Source organism: Symmachiella macrocystis (assembly GCF_007860075.1).
In the GTDB taxonomy this organism is placed as follows: Bacteria; Planctomycetota; Planctomycetia; order Planctomycetales; family Planctomycetaceae; genus Symmachiella; species Symmachiella macrocystis.
The window spans coordinates 469130-488284 of sequence record NZ_SJPP01000003.1 but is presented as its reverse complement, the minus strand read 5'-3'; the positions used below and the strand labels follow the sequence as shown (position 1 = coordinate 488284).

General features: G+C 51.0%; 14 protein-coding genes. 2 read left to right on the top strand and 12 right to left on the bottom strand.

Annotation, left to right across the window (positions count from 1 at the left end; translation table 11 throughout):
- Positions 1 to 79: 79 nt before the first annotated feature.
- The 12 genes from CA54_RS25395 to CA54_RS25340 all read right to left on the bottom strand — a co-directional run bounded on the left by CA54_RS25395 (position 80) and on the right by CA54_RS25340 (position 15685).
- The gene (locus tag CA54_RS25395) at positions 80 to 1327 is read right to left on the bottom strand and encodes a glycosyltransferase family 4 protein (RefSeq protein WP_146373796.1); all 1248 of its coding nucleotides are present in this window, start codon (positions 1325 to 1327) and stop codon (positions 80 to 82) included.
- Positions 1324 to 2325: a glycosyltransferase family 2 protein gene (locus tag CA54_RS25390; RefSeq protein WP_197532825.1), complete on the bottom strand. Its 1002-nt coding sequence runs from the start codon at positions 2323 to 2325 to the stop codon at positions 1324 to 1326. The genes CA54_RS25395 and CA54_RS25390 overlap by 4 nt, the downstream gene beginning before the upstream one ends.
- A gap of 24 nt (positions 2326 to 2349) precedes the next feature.
- Complete coding sequence (locus tag CA54_RS25385; protein WP_197532824.1) at positions 2350 to 4209, bottom strand: methyltransferase domain-containing protein; 1860 nt, start codon at positions 4207 to 4209, stop codon at positions 2350 to 2352.
- A 275-nt stretch (positions 4210 to 4484) separates the two neighbouring features.
- Positions 4485 to 5411 (bottom strand): glycosyltransferase, encoded by a 927-nt coding sequence (locus CA54_RS25380; RefSeq protein ID WP_197532823.1) that lies wholly within the window; start codon positions 5409 to 5411, stop codon positions 4485 to 4487.
- A gap of 157 nt (positions 5412 to 5568) precedes the next feature.
- Positions 5569 to 6852 (bottom strand): polysaccharide pyruvyl transferase family protein, encoded by a 1284-nt coding sequence (locus CA54_RS25375; RefSeq protein ID WP_231963198.1) that lies wholly within the window; start codon positions 6850 to 6852, stop codon positions 5569 to 5571.
- A gap of 150 nt (positions 6853 to 7002) precedes the next feature.
- Entirely contained in the window at positions 7003 to 8274 is a 1272-nt protein-coding gene (locus tag CA54_RS25370; protein ID WP_146373791.1) for an ABC transporter ATP-binding protein, read from the bottom strand.
- A gap of 47 nt (positions 8275 to 8321) precedes the next feature.
- Positions 8322 to 9323, bottom strand: coding sequence for an ABC transporter permease (locus tag CA54_RS25365; protein WP_197532822.1), 1002 nt, complete (start codon positions 9321 to 9323; stop codon positions 8322 to 8324).
- The gene (locus CA54_RS25360) at positions 9302 to 9931 is read right to left on the bottom strand and encodes an exosortase-associated EpsI family protein (RefSeq protein WP_146373790.1); all 630 of its coding nucleotides are present in this window, start codon (positions 9929 to 9931) and stop codon (positions 9302 to 9304) included. Before CA54_RS25360 ends, CA54_RS25365 begins: the two co-directional genes overlap by 22 nt.
- A gap of 7 nt (positions 9932 to 9938) precedes the next feature.
- On the bottom strand, positions 9939 to 11477 hold the full coding sequence (locus tag CA54_RS25355) for an MraY family glycosyltransferase (RefSeq protein WP_146373789.1): 1539 nt from the start codon (positions 11475 to 11477) through the stop codon (positions 9939 to 9941).
- A 95-nt stretch (positions 11478 to 11572) separates the two neighbouring features.
- On the bottom strand, positions 11573 to 13846 hold the full coding sequence (locus CA54_RS25350) for an exopolysaccharide transport family protein (RefSeq protein WP_146373788.1): 2274 nt from the start codon (positions 13844 to 13846) through the stop codon (positions 11573 to 11575).
- 131 nt (positions 13847 to 13977) lie between these two features.
- On the bottom strand, positions 13978 to 14946 hold the full coding sequence (locus tag CA54_RS25345; protein ID WP_146373787.1) for an exosortase/archaeosortase family protein: 969 nt from the start codon (positions 14944 to 14946) through the stop codon (positions 13978 to 13980).
- A 181-nt stretch (positions 14947 to 15127) separates the two neighbouring features.
- Entirely contained in the window at positions 15128 to 15685 is a 558-nt protein-coding gene (locus tag CA54_RS25340; protein WP_146373786.1) for a transcription termination/antitermination NusG family protein, read from the bottom strand.
- A 1610-nt stretch (positions 15686 to 17295) separates the two neighbouring features.
- On the opposite strand from CA54_RS25340, the gene CA54_RS25335 reads away from it, so the two are divergent.
- Both CA54_RS25335 and CA54_RS25330 read left to right on the top strand, forming a co-directional pair.
- On the top strand, positions 17296 to 18012 hold the full coding sequence (locus tag CA54_RS25335; protein ID WP_146373785.1) for a response regulator transcription factor: 717 nt from the start codon (positions 17296 to 17298) through the stop codon (positions 18010 to 18012).
- Between the two features lie 137 nt (positions 18013 to 18149).
- A complete protein-coding gene (locus CA54_RS25330) occupies positions 18150 to 19154 on the top strand; it encodes a hypothetical protein (protein ID WP_146373784.1) in 1005 nt (334 codons plus the stop codon).
- Position 19155 lies beyond the last annotated feature (1 nt).

Sequence of the window (19155 nt, the reverse complement as noted above, 5' to 3'; positions counted from 1 at the left end):
TCGCGATTGCTCCTTTCCTTCAACCACGCACGTTGTAGGTTCGGCGGACGACGGTGTGAGCACGGGGTTAACTGAATGACTAGACTGCATCCGAAACCCTGTGTTCGAGTTCAGAGGTCATTGATTTCGCGACTTCGTCCTTTTCTTTACCGCACGCTTCCGTATAAATGTCGACGAGTCCATCGAGGTGCCGTTCGACACTGAACTTAGATTTCACGAGTGCGATACCGCGTTCGCCCATCTGTTGAGCCCGCTGGGGATTATCAAGGATTTCCCGAATTGCCTCTGCAAAAGCATGCTTGTCTTTGGGAGGAACAAGCAAGCCGTTTTCGCCGTGGTGCAGCCACTCCCGTACTCCGCCAATATCGCTCGCCACCGCAGGGACACCACACGCCAATGCCTCCAACCCAACGATTCCAAGAGTCTCAGCCCAGATCGAGGGAAACACTAATAGGCTGGCATTCTTAATAATAGAGCGAATTTCGTCACGGCCCGCCCAGGCCCGCATTTCTAGGCGACCACGACAATTGGATTGAGTCGCCAAGTTTTGAAGTTCATCCGTCCGAGCAGAATTCAAGTTTCCGACAACCAGACCGCGTACAGATTCCGGTAGCAACCCGAGAGCCTCGATGAAATAACGAACGCCCTTGTTTTCGCTGAGTCGGCCAAGAAAAACGATGTTCTGTTGATCCGGCAATGACCGCGGCGTTGCTTCAGGAAGCATTGGACAAAAATAGGGTAACACGTCGACCTGATCGGTCGAGAAACCGGACTGGACATACCGGCTAGCGGCATACCCGCTGGGCGCAATCACGTTTGCAAAACGATGCGAATTCGCTGCGATCCATTTCACGCGTCGATAATAGTTCCAAGCAATTCCGGGCCGCGGAGTGAGGCAACGTTTGACAACTGCATTGGAAAAACAATGCGGTCCGCAGTTCGACGGGCAAACTTCAGCAGTCCGCCGAAAATAGAAATTCGAAGCAGGGCAGATGTACCGATAGTCGTGAGCCGTCACAACCGTCGGGACGGTGTCCAGGCAAGCTCGAATGGGCCCAATGTTATGGATATTATGCAGATGAACGACATCTGGCCTCTCCGCCTCCAATAGTCGACTAAACCTCGCATATCCAGCCTTCTCCGCCTTCGCACCGAAATCACTAAGACCTTGAATCTGATGGGCGTGTGGTGCCAGTTCAGCATGGCCTTCGGAAAATGCAACGACTTGGGAGTGCCCCAGTTCTTCAAGCCGCGGCATGAGCGACAGCAGGTACGTCTCAATTCCACCTTGGAAGTTGAGGTGTGCGTTGATGTGGAGGATTTTCACTGGGCGAGGGTGTTCTCAAACTCTGGCGGACTCGTTTGCTGCATGCGATCTTTATGCCAACCAATTTCATCCAAATATGCGTTCCAAGCGGCTCGGTCATTCTTGGCCGACATCAATCGTCGCAGGATACAAAGCATGTCCCAATGGGCTGCCAGCGTAGTCGACACGGGCTGTGACGAGGGAGTACGAAAAAGTCCTCGGCAAAGGTGATGCGGCAAAGTCCGAAAGAATTGACCACCGACTGTACCCAGTCGATGGTTACCAGTGGTACGACAACGGTAGATCGCCCGGTTCCGGATAATTTGCCGCATGCGCCGCCGGTTTGAATTTTCTGTTGTCGTCGCCGATCCGCAATAATGTGCCACAAGTCCCGCCGTGCAGATGCCGACAGAATAACCCGCTTCGCGAATTCGATGGCAGAGATCATAGTCTTCGTAATAGCTTCCAAAAATAGGATCAAACGGCCCCACTTGCCGGAGTACATCTGACCGGACGATCATCGCAGTTGCAGGAATCTCAGGAACTTCAAAAAATCGTCCGCCGAAGTCATTCGCCGCTTCCGCTTCACAAAACTCCACCGATTGCCGACCACAAGCCAAAGCATTCGGCTCCGATTGTTCCCCATCGTAAGTCATCAGCAGAGGCGTCACCGCTCCCAGCTTGGAATGCCGTTCAAAGCATTCCAGGCAAGCAGTAATCCATCCTGCCTCACTTCGTGTATCCTGATTGAGAAAACAGACATACTCAGAGTCGAGGCCAATTTCGTTCAATGCAAAATTATTCGCTTCAGCAAACCCCATCGGACACGGTGTTTCTAAGACTGTGTGCTGAAAGTCTTCAAGTGGCAACGCATCAATCCCGTTTTCTCCGTCGTTGTCGACGAGCACGAGGTAAATCGGCATCTGGCAGCCGTCAAGAAGAGTCCTCACGCACTCGGCGAGCCATCGCTTTCCGTGGTATGCGACGATGACAACGGTGATGGTTGGGGAGTGTTTCATGGTAACCAAAACAAATCCATCCATTCACTCCGGCAAGATTGCTTGGAACATCGAGTCAACATAGCGATAATCAAACCGCCGCGATTCATATCCGTCGGCAAGAGGTGTCATCCGCTTTAACCACTGGTATGCTCCAAGAATTTGGATGTCCTCATCGTCAAAAGTTAGATTGAGCGTTTTTGCGTATTTGGCAAGAATTCGGTGCATCTCTGGGTACAACCATTCTCCCGAAATCCACGATTCAAGCTCATTTGGCAGAGATTTACCGGCCATTTGCGAACACGCATCAACGATTAGGAAGGAGAGGTCAAATAACGGAAGTTCTGGCCTTAGCCCCGCCCCCCAATCAATAACACCGTTGAGGTAACCTGTCGCAGGATCGAAAATACAGTTGGCTAGCTTAAAATCTCCATGCCCCAATACAAGGTCTGTCGGACGATTCGACAACTGTGCGCTGAGTTTGTCTACCAATAGTTCAAGTGACTTTGCCTGTCCCGAAGTTGCGGCAATGGTGAGTACTTGTTTGGCACAATTGTGGACCAATTCACAGGGAGTGCTTGTGGATTCAGCGAATGCGTGCTTGGATTCAACATGCATTTTCATTGCGAATTTAGAAGCTTCGTCGATCGCCAATTCGCGGCGTCCGCGTTTCCGGGAATAAATATCACCGTCGTGTCCGCGAATGTAACTGAATAGGGCGTACGTCTGACCTTCATAGTCATCGCAGCCGACTGCGCTTGGTATCGAAGATCGCAATTTCCCGTAAGGATGGCGTTGCTCCTGAATGAGAGTCAGATTGTCTGCCTCACGCTTGACGTCTTGATCACTACGACTATGCAATGGAAGTTTTAGGACCGAGCGAGCATGGTCACCATTCCCACCGTCTGCAAGAATCACAGTCACCATTCCCATTTCGCCATTAATTCGGTAGTCAGTGACTTCCGGACGATTTGAAAAGTGCCTCGGAATCTTTTCCGCAAGAAATTCGCAAAAACTATCGAGAAACGACGGCGGTGCCCCTGGATTGTTAGTAACGATTCCATAGGCATCGGGAAACCGTGCAGTCAAAGACGCCTTTACGGACTGACGAAAGCGTTTAAGAGACGACTTCTCGGGGCGAATGACACTTTGCCTTAGTCGGTCATTATCGGACAGTGGCACCATTTTACTTGGATGATCATAGCCGGGAAGGGGCACATAGAAACTTGACTCTTGAAATCCCACCTCTTCAAGAAGTGTTTGATACTGAGCGCGACCGTACAAATAGTTCCGATAGCTACCACGTCCGTGAAATTGCGAATACAAATCGGCCAGTCGCCGAGGAAGCCATGGAACATATCGGAGTCCGGTGTGTCCATCTGGCTGGCGAAACCATGTCTTCCACGAGTAGCGATTTTCGATACCAAGAAAAAGTGTTCCGTTGTCACGCAAAACCCGACGAACTTCTCCGAGAAATGCCTTCTGGATTGCGCCCGGATCTCCTTTCCGTCCGCTGGGAACCCATTCAAGTACACCATTGATAATGATGATGTCAAATGTTTCATTAGCGAAAGGGAGCTGATTGCCGTCACCGCTGCAAACGCAGTTTAGGTTATTGAGACCATCGCGATTTGCCCGCTGTTTGAGAAATCGCATCCGCTCCATCGTACTATCCATCGCAATGACGTCACCGCATGATTTTGCCAGACTATGGGCGATCCCGCCCCATCCGCATCCAAGATCAAGTACCGTGGCTGCTTCTCGAATTGGTAGCAGAAATTTCCACCCTGCTCGCCCTTCACCAACAATGTACTCACCTAGCCGAGAATTGGCTTCTGTTTGTCTTAGTAAACCGTCGATCGCCTTTTCCAAGGCATCTGGTGATTCCTCTAACAAATGGTGCATTGCACCTCGTTCAAATTCACAAAAGTACGCAGCGTCGCTTTCTCTCAAATCAACAATACCGTCTAGAATGGGGTACTGCCCTTTGCAATGGGAACATGCGTAATGTGCCTCATAGGCGTTAAGGCGAATAAGGCATTTCGGGCAACACAACAACTGCGAGGTTCTTGCCTCCGGTTCATTTCTAAAGAGCTGGTGTTTCAGAACAGTATGCGACATGTTGTTAATCTCAAGGAGTCCTCGACACAGCCATCTCGCGTAGCAAAATGACTTCCTTTTCAATCACCCCAGCGATCGACTGAAGTTCTTCCCGTACACGACATCACGAGGGCTTGCCAGGCCCTCAACCGCCAAGGGCGTCGCCAAAGAACCCAAAGTGCATACTTGTTAGCTGTCCTAAAGAATCCGCTGCGTGCCGCTGACATCGCTCTGGCTTCATCGGACAAATATGATGGCTTCGATTGCTGGGTTGGCATGGCTTTTGGTATCGACGGCATCATTTGTCCGCGACGGCGGTATGCGTCTGCGATGGCAAGTAATGCGTTGTCGTTCTGTTCTGAACGGCGTGCATGAGAAACCATGTCTGAATGTACGCGGTACTTCAAAAGGAATTGCGGTAGGTTCGCAAGTTTCCCGATTTCGCTAAGTCGCAACCACAAGTCTCGATCCTCGGCCGGCTCAAAGTCCGGTCGATACTTCCCGACTTGTTGAATTGCCACGCTTCGTAACATGATAGTAGGGTGAAACAACGTACCTCGCGTTATCTTGTGGCCCAAGGCAACGTGTTGAAGTAGTTGCGTATCGATTTCGTCGTGCAACAAGGGACAATTTGACGACCCGAAACAATCACCTCGTTGGTCGATTTTAATCGCTTGACCGCCTACCGCAACGACTTCAGAATGTCGCTGCAGATAGCGCACCTGGTTAGCGAGTCGGTCCGGCAGTGAGATGTCATCTGAGTCCATCCTTGCGACAAACTGACCTCGCGCCACATCCAAGCCTCGATTCAATGCCCGCACATAACCGCTGTTACTTTGTTCAATCAACACGATGCGCGTATCGCGTGTCGCGAATTCGTGTAGGATTTCGGTGGCAGAGTCCGTCGAACCATCATTTACGATAATGAATTCGAAATCGGTAAACGACTGCGTCAAAATGCTCTCGACGGCTTTGCGAACGTATTCCTGGCGGTTGTACACAGGCATCAATACTGACACCAGGGGTATGTGAGTTACGAAATTACTCATAATTACAAATAGACACTAGGAATACCCAAAGAACATCAATACGTAGTTTATGCCAAGAATTAACTGGCGGAACGCGCACATCGATAACGTAGTGTCCAAGAAGTACATACGCGATCTATTTGTATTTAAGCAGACGAAAAGCAGCTTGACCCGCGTTGATTTGTTTTTGCGCCGCAATGAGCAAACCGGGGCGTAAATCGTCCGCAGCATTCCACTGCTCTTCTATCACCTGATCAAGCCTGGACGCTAGTCGATCGCCGTCCATTCGAACAATTGCGCACCCACCGGGAAAACAATCTGCCAATCCTTCAAACTTGTTGGAATAATATTGCGACTTAACGAGTCCTACGATTGGAATGCCTTGAGATAAGGCGAACACTCCTGCATGATAGGTCGCGGTTACGACAAGCCTGCATGAAGCAGCAAGGTTACAAATGTTCTCAGGGGTTTGTTCTATATTTACTCTAGAGGACCGAAGTGAGAATTTTGTTAGGAACTCCTCAATGCGGTTTAGATCGGCCTCCGTGCGACTGAAGCTAATTGGCAATGGGCGAATGTCGACTTTCCATTTGTTTTGTTTGCGACGAATCACTTGCCCAAGTTCCTTTATTTCATTGGTGTTTATTTGCGAATACTTAGCCATTCGTAAGCTAATGCCAATTGAATCTCCCGCATGTTTTCGCCTTTGGCCATATGCCAACTCAACCGCATCGTCTCCTGTCCAATGGGAATTTGTATGAGTTGCTCCAATGCGTTTAAGAAGTTCAGGGGCGAAACGTCGTTCCCTTAATCCGATGAGGTCCATTTTCGGCCAAATACGTTCGGCCAACTCCCGAAGTTCATGGTTTTCGAGTGGTCCTAGCCCTTGACCCACCATAGCTGTTCTAATTCCAAGGTGTTGCGCCAAATCAAAAAGAAGTGACATCTGTCTAGTATGTTGTTGGAAGGCGTCGTTTAGGTATCCTCCACCGCTGGCAATTACAAGATCCGACGCTTTGACGATTTTCGCAAATTCCGAAGCCATTCGTGACTTAGTGTGGTTCAAGGGCCTTGCTGCATTCAGAAGCGCAATTGTCGTTCTGGGTAAATGCTGACGAAATCCATCTTCGATCGTATGAACACGCTGTTGCAAAGAAATGGATGTCCATCGCCGTTTCATGGGTATTAAACGTGCGTTCGCCCATGATTGACTAAATTGTGGACTAACAGTGTCAGCAGCGACGTAATTCTTCAATCGGGTTGGTTCATTTGAGATAACACGGACGATGCTTTCTGGCCAAAGTTCTTTAAGGCGGTTGACTGCCACTTTAAGCATAGCAATGTCGCCCATGTTATGTAGATTGTAAGTACCGTTGTCTACGAGGATATTCATTTGTTGGAAGTGTTGTCGTTTTTGCAATGAAGCGTCAATATTATCGCGATGGTGACTGAGGAACGGCGGCGTTAGCGTTCTAAAGGCGGGTGAAGATAGATGTTAAGTTGTGGTGGGCGGCCTGTCGCAACGGTACGTATGGTGCGTCTTAAAGGTATCCGTCGAGCGCGTATGAGGCTAATAGGGGCGTTGCCAAGTATGGGGCAAAGCTAAAGAACCATAGCCACTGCATGGGTCTATACGGCGTCCACGCATTAATCCTTCGTATACTTCAATTACGGTAGCACCTTCTATGTGTTCGGTCAGTTCAACACCATTATGGATCGCAACGTTGATACGATATGTGCCAGGTCTTAACGGCAGTTCATCGATGTCACAGACAAAACAATTTGTTAACGCCGAATTGCTACGGTCGCCTTCTGCGTTGTGTTTTGTGGTGATCGAGATTATCGGCGTTCCAAATGAGTCGTAAATGGTTGCGGTGAGGTTAACCGAAGGCGTTAGAGCGGTGAGTGTAAATATCAGAGATGCAGGCGCGCCGGTTGTGAGCGTGGTACCTCTACCCTGACCAATGCACTCAATTTGCTTGAGGCTGGATGTGGAAGTCGCAGTGCGAGTTCGCACCTTTGATTGGGTGTCAGCGAGGTGTCGTCTCTTCACGGTGCGTAAATATGTATCGACAACGGAATTGATTGTTTCATCTGCGGTTACGGTTCCGGAATCGATAATTATGCCACGATCACATAATTGGCGAACGGCCGCCATATGATGGCTAACAAACAACACCGTGCGGCCGGTGTTAGAAACGTCTTTCATCTTTCCCAGGCACTTCTTCTGAAACGCAGCATCCCCCACCGCCAAGACCTCATCGATAATCAGAATCTCCGGTTCAAGGTGGGCTGCGACGGCGAAGGCGAGGCGGACGCGCATGCCGCTGGAGTAGCGTTTGACTGGGGTGTCGAGGAACTTCTCGACGCCGGAGAATTCGACGATCTCGTCGAACTTGCGTTTGATTTCCGCGCGGGACATACCCAGGATGGAACCGTTTAAGAAAATGTTTTCGCGGCCGGTCAATTCTGGGTGGAATCCGGTACCGACTTCCAACAGGCTGTTGACGCGGCCGTGGATGCGGACCTCGCCGGTGGTCGGTTCGGTGATGCGGCTGAGGATCTTGAGCAGCGTCGATTTGCCCGCCCCGTTGTGGCCGATGATGCCGAGTACTTCGCCTTGCTTGACCGAGAAAGAGACGTCTTTCAGTGCCCAGATCGTATCATCGTGATTGGCTTTGCCGTTCCCGTTAACCGTTTTGTTATGCCCGTTGGCCAAACGGCGAAACGGTGCGGTCGCCCAACCTTGTAGGCTTTCGCGAAACGTGCGATAGGTTTGCAGTTCGCCGATGCGGTACTGCTTACCCAGGTTTTCAATCTCGATGGCGACGTCAGCTGTCATGTGTGTGTTTTGAACGGGTCTGTTGGGAGTTTGTTTGTAGGAATCTTCTAAACAACGTCGGCGAAGGTGCGTTCCATGCGGCGGAAATACAACAGTCCGCTCACAAATAGCAACGTGGTCATCAAAGCGGAAAAGGCGACGGTCAGGCCTGGCGGATCACCGGTGCCCAGAAGGGACCAGCGAAATCCTTCGATGACGCCCACCATTGGGTTGAGCGAATAAAGTTGGAAGGCCCAATCAGGTAATTTCGATTTGACGCTGTCGGTCGAATAAACGACCGGACTGGCAAACATTCCAAACTGCACGATAAATGGGATGATGTAACGAAAATCGCGATAGATGGCTGTTAAGGCCGCCAACCAAAGCCCCACGGCTACCGACGCCCCCAGTGCCATGAGCACAAATACGGGAAGCATCAGAAGTGAGAAGTCGACTTGGACTTGGTACCACAACAGCCCCGCAATGAGGACGGCGAATGCAACAGCAAAGTCGACGAGCCCGGACAAGACGGCGGAGAGCGGAATCACCAGTCGGGGGAAGTAGACTTTGGTGATTAGGTTTTGGCTGGTAATTAAGCTATTTCCTGATTGTGTGAGGGAAAACGCGAAAAGTTGCCAAGGCAGCATCGCGCAAAACGTGGAGAGCGGATAAGGCACTCCCGGAACGGTCGGTTCGTTCCCCTTTCCCATGAGCAAGGCGAATAGCACACTGAAGATTCCGGTCGTCATTAGTGGCTGGATTACCGCCCAGGTAGCACCGAGGATCGTCTGTTTGTAGCGAACCTTGATGTCCCGCCAAGTAAAGAAGAACAGCAATTCGCGGTACCGCCAAAGCTCCCGAAGATCAACAGCCCGCCAGCCGCTGGTCGGCCGAATGCGGAGCATCGGTATCGGTGCATTGGGTGGACTCTCCTGATGCTCAGCGTTCGCGATCGGCGCAGGTGACGCCATTGCATCATCAGCCAATTCGGCGTTATCGCGCACGTTTTGAGTTTCAAGCAGAGGGTCGATAATTTGTTCGGTCATATCTAATGAAGTTGTACGGTCCATGCCTGAATTTGTTTTGCGAGTTCTTCGAGTTGAGCAGAGGCTTGGTCTGGGTCCGGCTCCGAGGATTGCATGAGGACCTTGAGAATCGGCGGCCATGATTTCTGGCCCCACAATTGGCGTCGGGCTTGGCGGGCGTCGTCGCGTGTGCAATAGATATTCGGACCGAGTTGGTACCAGTACAACGCAGTCATGTGTGCTGTGTCGCGGTCCGCTTGGAGTACCTGCCCCGCGCGACCATCCTGATCTTCGGATTTCAAATCACGAGCGTTGGAAATGTTCCAACCCTGCGCTGGGATGCAGACCGTGGGATGATGTGGTGTCCATTCATCAATATCATTCCACGCCGCCACTTGAACGGCGATAGTTTCAGCAGCGTCATTTTGGTAGGTTCGATTGACGACATCCGCGGCACCGAGTTTTTTGAAGATGAGCGGATCGAGTTCGGTTTTTTTCCCAACCCAGGAGCCAATCGTCTTCGGGAGTTTCTCTAGCGTGCCCGGAATGACCTCAACCACTTCCGGTTTGAAACCTCGATTCACCCAGGTAACACCGCCTTGAACGCTGGCGAGAATGCCAATGATGATCCAGATGCGAATGATTGTGCTCATGGTTTATTTAGGTGTTGGTTTCCAGGACTGGTTTAGAAGTGGGGTCAACTGGAATGGAGGCTTCGAAGTCTCGCTCCGGTACTGATGACAATGGCTCCGGCACCTCATCGTTACTAATCATCATCCGAAGTCGCTCTTCGAATGGTGCGAGTAGATCGATCAACGGTTCAATATTGCGAATTGTCGCACCGTCGTCGCACTCGCCGCCGAGTAATAGTGCCCCAACAGGCCGGCCTTCCAACATCAGGGGGAGGTCCAACCGCCAGGCGGGGCTATCCGCTTTGCGATCACAGCTCCAGGCGGCGCTGTAGCCTTCTTCCAAAGCGGGCAGGTGGAGTTCTAATTTTATCTGACACAGATTGAGTTTTTCGGCCGACTCGGTGAGCGTTGTCCAAAGTAGATCCCAGGGGCGATTGCCTTGAATATGAACGGTCGATTCCCAGCTTCGTTTCAGCGGGCGTTTCACGGCGACCAGGGATCGGCCGACACTTCTGAGTCGGTTGGCCAGCAAGGACAACTCCGCATGACCGAACGTGCGGGTTACAACAAAAATTGCCACTAGGGCCAATGAGCTGACCATGGCGATGGCGTCGTTGCGGAAAAAGATACTTGCCAAGGCAGCGACGGATGTCGCGAGGCACGCAAGACCGATCAATGCTAGGACCCGTCCGGTAGGCATTTGTTGCATCAGACGGTGGTGCAGATGTCCGCGATCCGTGGCATAGATGCTGCGGCCGGTCAATTTCCGACGTAAAATCGCCGTCGCCGAGTCGAAGATCGGAATGGCACAAAGCGAAAGCGGTGCGATGATAAAGACTGTTCCGGGGCCTTTTAAAGAGGCGGAAAACGCCAAGGTGCCAATCACTAATCCGATTAACATGCTACCGGCATCGCCGAGATAGACGGTCGCCGGTGGGAAATTGAATCGCAAGAAACCTAGCAAAGCACTCGCAAAAGCAGCTGCGACCAAGACGACCGCAGTCTGACCGGCCAAGCCTGCCATGAGAGCGATCGACGTCGTGATGATGATCCCGACCATGGTTGCGAGACCATCGACGCCGTCTAAAAGATTGACCGAATTGATTGCTCCTAAGAGCCAAAAGATTGTGAAGGGAACGCTCAAGAGTCCAAACTCAACGGTCCAACCAAATACACTGACTCTTTCGAAGGTGATTCCAAACGCGACTAGGATCGAAGCGGCTAATAACTGGCCAATCAATTTTTGGCGGCCGCGGAGGCCAACACGGTCGTCGAACAACCCTAAGACAACAATTGTTGCTCCGGCGAATAGAAGCCCCCAAAGCTCGTTTCCATGTTTCACGAAAGCTTCGAAAATATCTTGTCGCCACCACGCTGCTAGTGCGAGAACCAAGACAGATGAGGCAAAGACCGCTAGGCCTCCCCCTAAGGCGATTGGTTGCGACTGCAATTTCCGGTGTCCATCCGGGTGGTCGACGAGACCGACAACGGTGGCTAGGCTTCGTATGGCTCGCGTGAACACGAGACTAACTAAGCCAGCTGCAAGGGCGATGAGCAAGACATCCATGAGGTGATTAGACGTTCTGAATTCTCCGGTCGTAGAACTGGTTTCTTAGAAAAAAACAGAATCCATATTTCCGTGCACGGACAACTGTCTGTCCTTTAAGTGGATTCCGGAATGGTCGCGGACGTTTCGTCGGCAAAGTGGTCGTCGGTGTCCAACGGATTTGTATCGGAATAATAGGCTTCCGCCCTGGAGCCCAGGACGACGGCGCCCATTAGCGGGATTTTGAATGACCTGAGGATTTCACACGCTGCTGAAATCCTCGGTGCGCAACTCACATCGCGCAAAACGGACAACACCACCGAATCGACATGCTGCCCAATCAATCGAGCGTCGACGACGGGTAGCACCGGGCTGCCATCGACGACGATAAAATCGAATCCGGCTCGCAGCGTTTGAAAAACATTTTCGATCTCGTCGCCTGCCAGCTGGCCGAGTGTTGATTCGTTTCTTCGTCCTGCGGCGACAAGCGAAAGGTTTTCAATTCCGGTCGGCTGTATCACGGAAATGACATCGGCGCGGCCGGATAGCCATTCGCTCAAACCGGGCTGTAGGTTCGCCTCGAACAATTGATGCAACACGGACCGCCGCAGGTCGCAATCGACCAGTACAGTGCGTTGCCCCGATGCGGCTAAGCTAACCGCCAATTGACTTGCCAACGTTGTTTTTCCTTCGCCCGCCAAGGCGCTGGTAATCATAATCACCGAGTGTTGTTCGAGGCGCGCCTTGCGAATAAACACAGCGGCCACTGAGTCGACTGCTTCCGTCAGACGCCCCATCCAATGCGTTCGTTGGTTTTGGTGATTGACTCGCCGCATTTTTCGTTGCGAAATCAGCGGGAGCGATCCGATGACTTCCAGGCTCATTTGCCCCGAGATCTCCTCGGGCGAGTTGATACACTTTTTCCTTGTGTCCCAAAATATGATGCCGAATAGCGGAAAGGCCATCCCTACCACTCCAGCCAACCCGGCCATCGAATACCGCGTCATTGATTTTCCACGGCGTGGAGCATAGGCGGAGCTGAATAACGTCACGCGGGAACCGCCTGTCGAATCGATCTGGTCACGAAGTTCTACTTTACTCCGCTCAATTTCTTCTCCGATCGAGCTCAACACTTGCTCGAGTGCGGACATTTCCGAACGCATCATTTCCACGTCGATGGACGACTTGCCAAACTGCTTGGCCTCATTTTCCAGTTCATTGACTTCTTGTTGTAGTTGCTTTTCCTGTGCTGCGAGAATGGCGATTTTTGCGCGGAGTTCGTCGCTGCCATCGTTGCTGACTGACTCAGGCCGGGCATTCCAATGCTCAAGTAATTCGCTTCGCAATTCTGCGCGATGTGATTTTAGAGATTCTTCAGCTGTGTTTAATTGGGCCTGTAATCTTTCAATGTGATACTCTTTGCTGCCACTTTTAATTTCTTCATTAATCTTGGCAATCATCGCATTCAAGTTGGCGACTTTGTTTTCTAGTACCATCACCGAAGCGTCAGCTGCAATATATGCGTCAATTTCAGCATTGGGCACTGCATCGGGCAGGGCTGGCCCAATGACCTGCTTCTTAAGCGTTTCCAGCTCTCCTCTCGCCCGCATCGATTCGAAGTGCAATTTGGTCAACTCATTGCGAACAATTGCGTATTGTTGCAGCGTGTTTTGTTGTTTCAGACTGAGTGCGTCGGAACTGCCACTTCCGTGAATCTCAACGAGGCGTTTCAACTCGTTCCGTTTTTGTCGTACCTGTTCATTGGCATCTTCGTAAATTGATTCCAGCTTATTGAGTCGCTCTCGTTTCAAGTCCCGCTCTTTTTGAACGATCTCTTCTAGGTATGCGTTGACCACCGCATTGACGACCGTGTTGAGGCCTTTCGGTTCTTGTGAAGCCAGGCTCACCTGCATGATTTCCGCTTCGCCGGGAAATCCCACGCCAAGATTGGCTTTTAGCCATTCAGCCGGGTCAATTTGACTTTGGATGACCCGTGATTCCATAACATCTTTTTTGCGAAGCGCAGCTGCTAACACAAAATCACTTTTTAGCAATTCACGCTGAGTTCTCTTGTAGATGTCGAAGCTACTGACGCTCGCTTGGTCGACCGTTTTGAATACGAGTGGCGCATCTTGTGACGCAACCCGCAACAGTGATGCTGTGCTATACGTCGGAGCGGTGAGTCGCCATGCCGTGAACGAAGCCATTAGCCCACCGCAAATCCCCAAAGCCGTTGCCAATAGCCAACGCCGTCGAAAGGCATGCAACACTGATGTCAGCCCCCCGCCGGATGAATCGCGGTTCCCAGCGTCTTGATCATCTCCCCAGTCAAGATCGTGGGGGAGGACAATCATCTGCGATTGGCCGTTGGGTAGGGGGTCAGTGCTCATTTGTGGGGGGGCAACACGTGAACGCGAATAATGTTCAACTGACGGATTGAACGGCGACGGCCATTCTCGGTGTTAAAGTTCATAGCTATCGAGACGTCGACGAGACAGTTTGAGACGTGAAGTTACTATCCTCAGGCCCCTTTTAGTCTCGACTGCAGTGGTGATAGTGGGCCCTTTGCCCGCGGCACAAAGGCTTTAGAAAGGCAGATCAGTTCAAGGATTAACAGCACCATGGCCAACGGCATCATGAGCCAACCGGCCAGATCGTGAAACACGACGTCGGCGATTTCAGCGTCAAAGTACTCGTGAATTATCGCGGTCGCAGTAATGCGAATCACGTTGGCGATAATCGCGATGACAATGGCGCTCATCGCAACGAATATCTTCTCCCACAGCGGCCGTCGCACGACCAATGCGGCTGCGATTGTAAAGGCGAAAAACAGCGTCAGCATTCGAAGTCCGCTACACGCTTCGACCACACCAATCTTCCCATGGCTTAGCCAAATGACATTACCCCTGGAAATGGCGGGAATGCCGAACGACTGCAGGAGGAACGTACTCACGTCTGTTGCCACCCGCTGGAGCGGGTTTTTCAACATACCCGCGACCGCTCCCGGTAATGGAATCATGAAAAATAGAAATGCGATCGATGGCCATGCCCAGCGAAATGCCTTACCGCCTCCCAAGACCAACACAACGCCAGCTAAACAGGGCAATAGTGACAATGGGTCAAGCAGTGCATAGCCGCCCCAAATGGAGGCGAATCTCATGCATGCGCTCATGAGTAAAAACAGCACACCCCACCAGCTACCGCTAAAGGGAGTCACGGGCATCATCGACCGACGATGCCAGAGCAGAAACAGCGAGACGAATGGAACCAAGAATCCGTGTGTGTAGTCCGCTTCGTTATTCCACCGATGCGCCAAATGGGCAATCGAAGAAAAATAGGACCACAAAAACACAACCGCCAGCGCCACTGAGCCAATCAGAATGCCGCGTGATGGCATCGCTAGCATCAGTGCTGAGATCGAGTCGTTATTCTTATGAGACACAGTTTGTTCGGCAGGTTGGGGCCGAGTGTTGTTTTGAGGTTTTGTCATGCGGATAGTTTCGCGATGTTGTGAAAACGCTTGACTGCGAGACGGTCATTGCGGGCGTTCTCGGCGCGCACTCCGTTCTCCTCGGATGCGCCCGATTCACGTTTCGCTCCTCCAATCCATGGAGAATCTCATCCTTGAATGACACTTGTTACATCTCGACTAACAGCAGTTTCATTGACAACTAGTCGAGCGGCTCTAAAAGAAAATCATCGATTTCAATTGAGGCGCCTTGTTGCAAAAAATTGACTTCCACAACGAGGCGCGTCTTACCGCGACGAGAAATCACGGTCCCTTCTGTGCCGGCGAAAGCGCCGGAACGAACCCGGACGGCGCGCCCCGCGGACAGGCGGCTCTCAAGCGTTACGGGAGCCTCGGTTTCGATTAGACGCCTCAGTCGGAGCAGATCGGCACATAGCCGTTCCGGCTCGTGGACAGGCAGAATTCGCGAAATGCGGTTCGATTTGAGGCTGCTATAGTGATCGTCGCGCGAGCCGTACATGAATATGTAATTCGCGAACAACGGCGCGTGCACATCGACATGGCCGCTTCGGATCAACGACTTCTTGGAGACGAGCGGCAAGTAGAACGAAATCTCATTAGCCACGAGATGTCTCGCCAGCGCCTTCTCTTGTCTCGAGCGTGTATAGATCACCCACCAATTGTGGTCAGCTGCAGGTTGCGAGGTGTTTTCGAGCAGGTCGTCAGGAAATAGACTTGTCTCTGCTGCCAGAATGGGCATTTGGCATCCTTTTGCGTTGTCTCGTCATGATGTTCCTGACACATCGCAAACAGAATCCATTCTCACGCGAATTACGGAACGTTCAAGTATTCCGTGAGACTGCCATGAGAATCTCGTTTGTGTCTCAATCTAGTCTCAAGGTGGCGTGGTGCATCGCCAGGGCCCGACTCGCCATACCCACTCCGCTGACCAAAACAAAGTTCACATTCAAATATGCGGAGTTTCCAACGCCGCTAATGCAAACTTAGAAGGCGAGCCTATTCACGGTTTCAGCGAGCGTCCAGCAAAAATTAACACCAAAATCAAGTTTTGCGGAAGAGCGCAATACGGCTTCGCTCAAAGAGATTGATTTGCGCAAGATGGCTTCGCAATTGCGCAGGGAATGTGCAGGAAACCGCAGTATGGCTTCGTGGTTACGCAAAGACTCGGGCGTTTCATGAGGCGCGCGCGCCTCTTAGTACGCAATACTTAGTCTCATTACACTTACCATGATCAACTATTGTTGCGTGGCACCTGAAGGTAGGGCGATTACCAGTCTCTCAGAGCACTTCCATCTGATGGGACGCTTCAACACGTACGAAATACAAGGATGAGTTAAAGGATGATGTGATCTCCGTTTCGCAGGCCGCACCGCCTAAAATCGCTAAATTGTGCGAAAAACAGCGAGAAATCACTCCCAAGTCGTACGCAGTGTTGTTGCAATCGATCCGGTCTCGCCTCAAATTCGATTCGTAGGTTTCGAATGCACATCAAAATCCTGGGCGATGATTTCTGGGGAAAATTGTTCACATCTTCATTTATCGTGACGGAAAACGGCTGCCGATTTCGCATTGAGTATTGAGAGGGAGAGCAAAGTATCGACGTCAGCATTTCTAGGCACATGTGTAAATGTTTAACAGTCGTTCTGGTTTCGACTCTGCCGGTAGAATCAACATTGATTCGTATCCTCACCTATAAAAACACGATTCGTGAAAGGAAAAGATCATCGCGAACCACCGCAAGTCATCAGCCGGAATGTTGCAGGGGAATTGTACTATGTTCGTGATGAACCCCGGTTGTGCGGAAGCTTTGCGTTATCAACGGCGGAAAGATCGAATGAAACTTCAGGTGGCGCGTTTCAAGAAATTTAGGACAAGTCTTTGCCTCCGTGGAGATTCCTTAGCTGAGGACAAAATGAGCAGCAGTTCAGTGGGGATAGTACGGGTTTTGCCGTTTTTGTGCCCAAAAATGATTGCATTCACTCCCTCGACAAGACCACCATGGTGAAAAGCGTTCTTCTATGCGGCGGGCCCCCTAATGATGGAAATTGATTGGAATTTCATTTCAATCGAAAGCAGGAGTACGGCGAGGTTCCGCAAGTCATTGTGATGGCATTGTCTGTCAAGCGACAAAGCCATCCGCCAGTGACGATACAGTTGCCTGGACAAGACATGAAGTGATTCAGTGTGACACGAATTGAGCGTCTTTAGGCGATTGTTCTCAACGAGTTCAGTCTGCAGGGGTGCGACAGTCTTATGCAACATGCAGCTGTTTTTGAGAAGAAAGTACAACAATGGAAGGTGCTTTTTACGAACAGCTGCAGCGAAAAACGTCATTGAGGAGCCAGCACCGTGAGGGATAGGACAACTGTGATTCTGGTCGACAACGACGAAACAACAACTGAGTCGTTGTCAAAACTTGTTGCGAGGATGGGATTTCGATGCCAATGTTATCATTCGGGTTTAGAATTCTTGGAAAACTACGACTGCGAGATTCCTAGCGTCATCGTTTCGGAACTCCGAACTGCAGATGTTAGCGGGTTGCAGATTCAACGCATCCTGAAGGATCGCGGTTGCCAAGTGCCAATCATCTTCCTAACACACTACGGCAGTATTCCCTTAGCTGCCAAAACGTTGCGATCAGGTGCCGTCCATTTCCTCGAAAAACCTGTCAATGAACAGGAGTTTTGGGACGCCGTCCTGGAAGCTGTCGCCGTTGCCGACCGCTGGAACAACAACAGGCTGCATGCCGAAGAAATTCGCCAACGCATGGAGAGTCTCACCGAACAAGAACTCGAAGTGCTGCAAATGATTGGCGATGGTGAACCGAATAAGTCGATCGCCGCCGCGTTAGGGGTCAGCGTGCGGACTGTGGAGATCCGCCGGTCGAGTATGATGGTCAAACTCAATGCGAAAACCATCACCGATCTGATTCGCTTCACGTTGCGGGATACGAATGGCCACAGCGATAGCTTCGTGGGAGGGCTTGTGCCTAACCACTTATCACTGTCCGCTAGAGACACCAATTATAACAACGGTGTACGTCTTCAGAGCGAGTTGGACAACTGACGGGTTGCCGTTGCTGAAATTTTTTTACCGGCAAAGTCGGGGGTTGGATTACGCGATCAATAAGTTTTCCTCACGTTCTCGTCGCATCGTTTTCTGTTTGAGTCGTTGGCGTCACTGTAGAAGATGAACACAACGAGGTGCTTACACTCCCCGCGGACGTGCGACATAGCTTCTTTTACCGGTACAAACGTCCCGTCACCCATCGCCTCATCCAAGTTGATCGTGTTGCGACCGGTAGTCCGGAAGCTCATGAGCTTTGCAAACGGCAGCAGTCTTATGATAAAAAAAGTGAAAATGTGATGCCAGTAGATTCTCAGACATCCGTTGGCCTTTGGAAGACAGTAAAAAAATCGCTTCGCAAAGCGTCGAAGCGGACCGCTAGACTACGTCATCAGGCGAGCTTGCGATGGAATTACGTTGTTCATCGGGACGAGGGAAAACAACCGCTATTCTTGCTGGCCAGACAACGGACCGGTGGAAACATGGTCTTGGACTATCTGCGTTCGATCCCGAATGTTTCGATGGCTCATGAATTCCTTAATCCGGTTTTCTACTACGGATTCCGCCCCAGAAAAAACTCGAAAGAATCGCTGCTGCTTCATGTGCGGAGGTCTATCAATTGTTTGCCCGGAGAGCATTGTGGGTGTAAAATTCTTATTGGCCAATTTCCGCTTCATGATATTTCGCTGGCCGAATTCGACGCGGCGCTACCTGAACCTCGGTATCTCTTGCTCTATCGTCGTGACGTTTTTAGGCAGTTCGTTTCGTTGAAGATTGCCCACCAAACAAAGCAGTACCTCGCTAATGCGTCTGAGAAGCTCCGGACAACTGATGTCGAAGTGGATATGGACGAACTTGAGGATCTGTATCAGTTAAACGCCACCGAATATCGATCAGCACTTGATACAACTGGAATCAACCAGCGGTGCTTGCCATTCGCCTATGAAGACATGGTTGCGGATCCACAGAGATTATTCGACAGTGAATTATTCCCATTTCTTGACATTGAAAGTGCCCGCGTTTCAACAGGGCTTGTTAAACAAAGCAATAGGCCAATCGAAGAATCCGTCAGGAACTTTAGGGAAATCGAATGCAAGCTGTCGAAGTATCGTAACTTCGACCCGGTTTTGAGCCCCGTTTAGA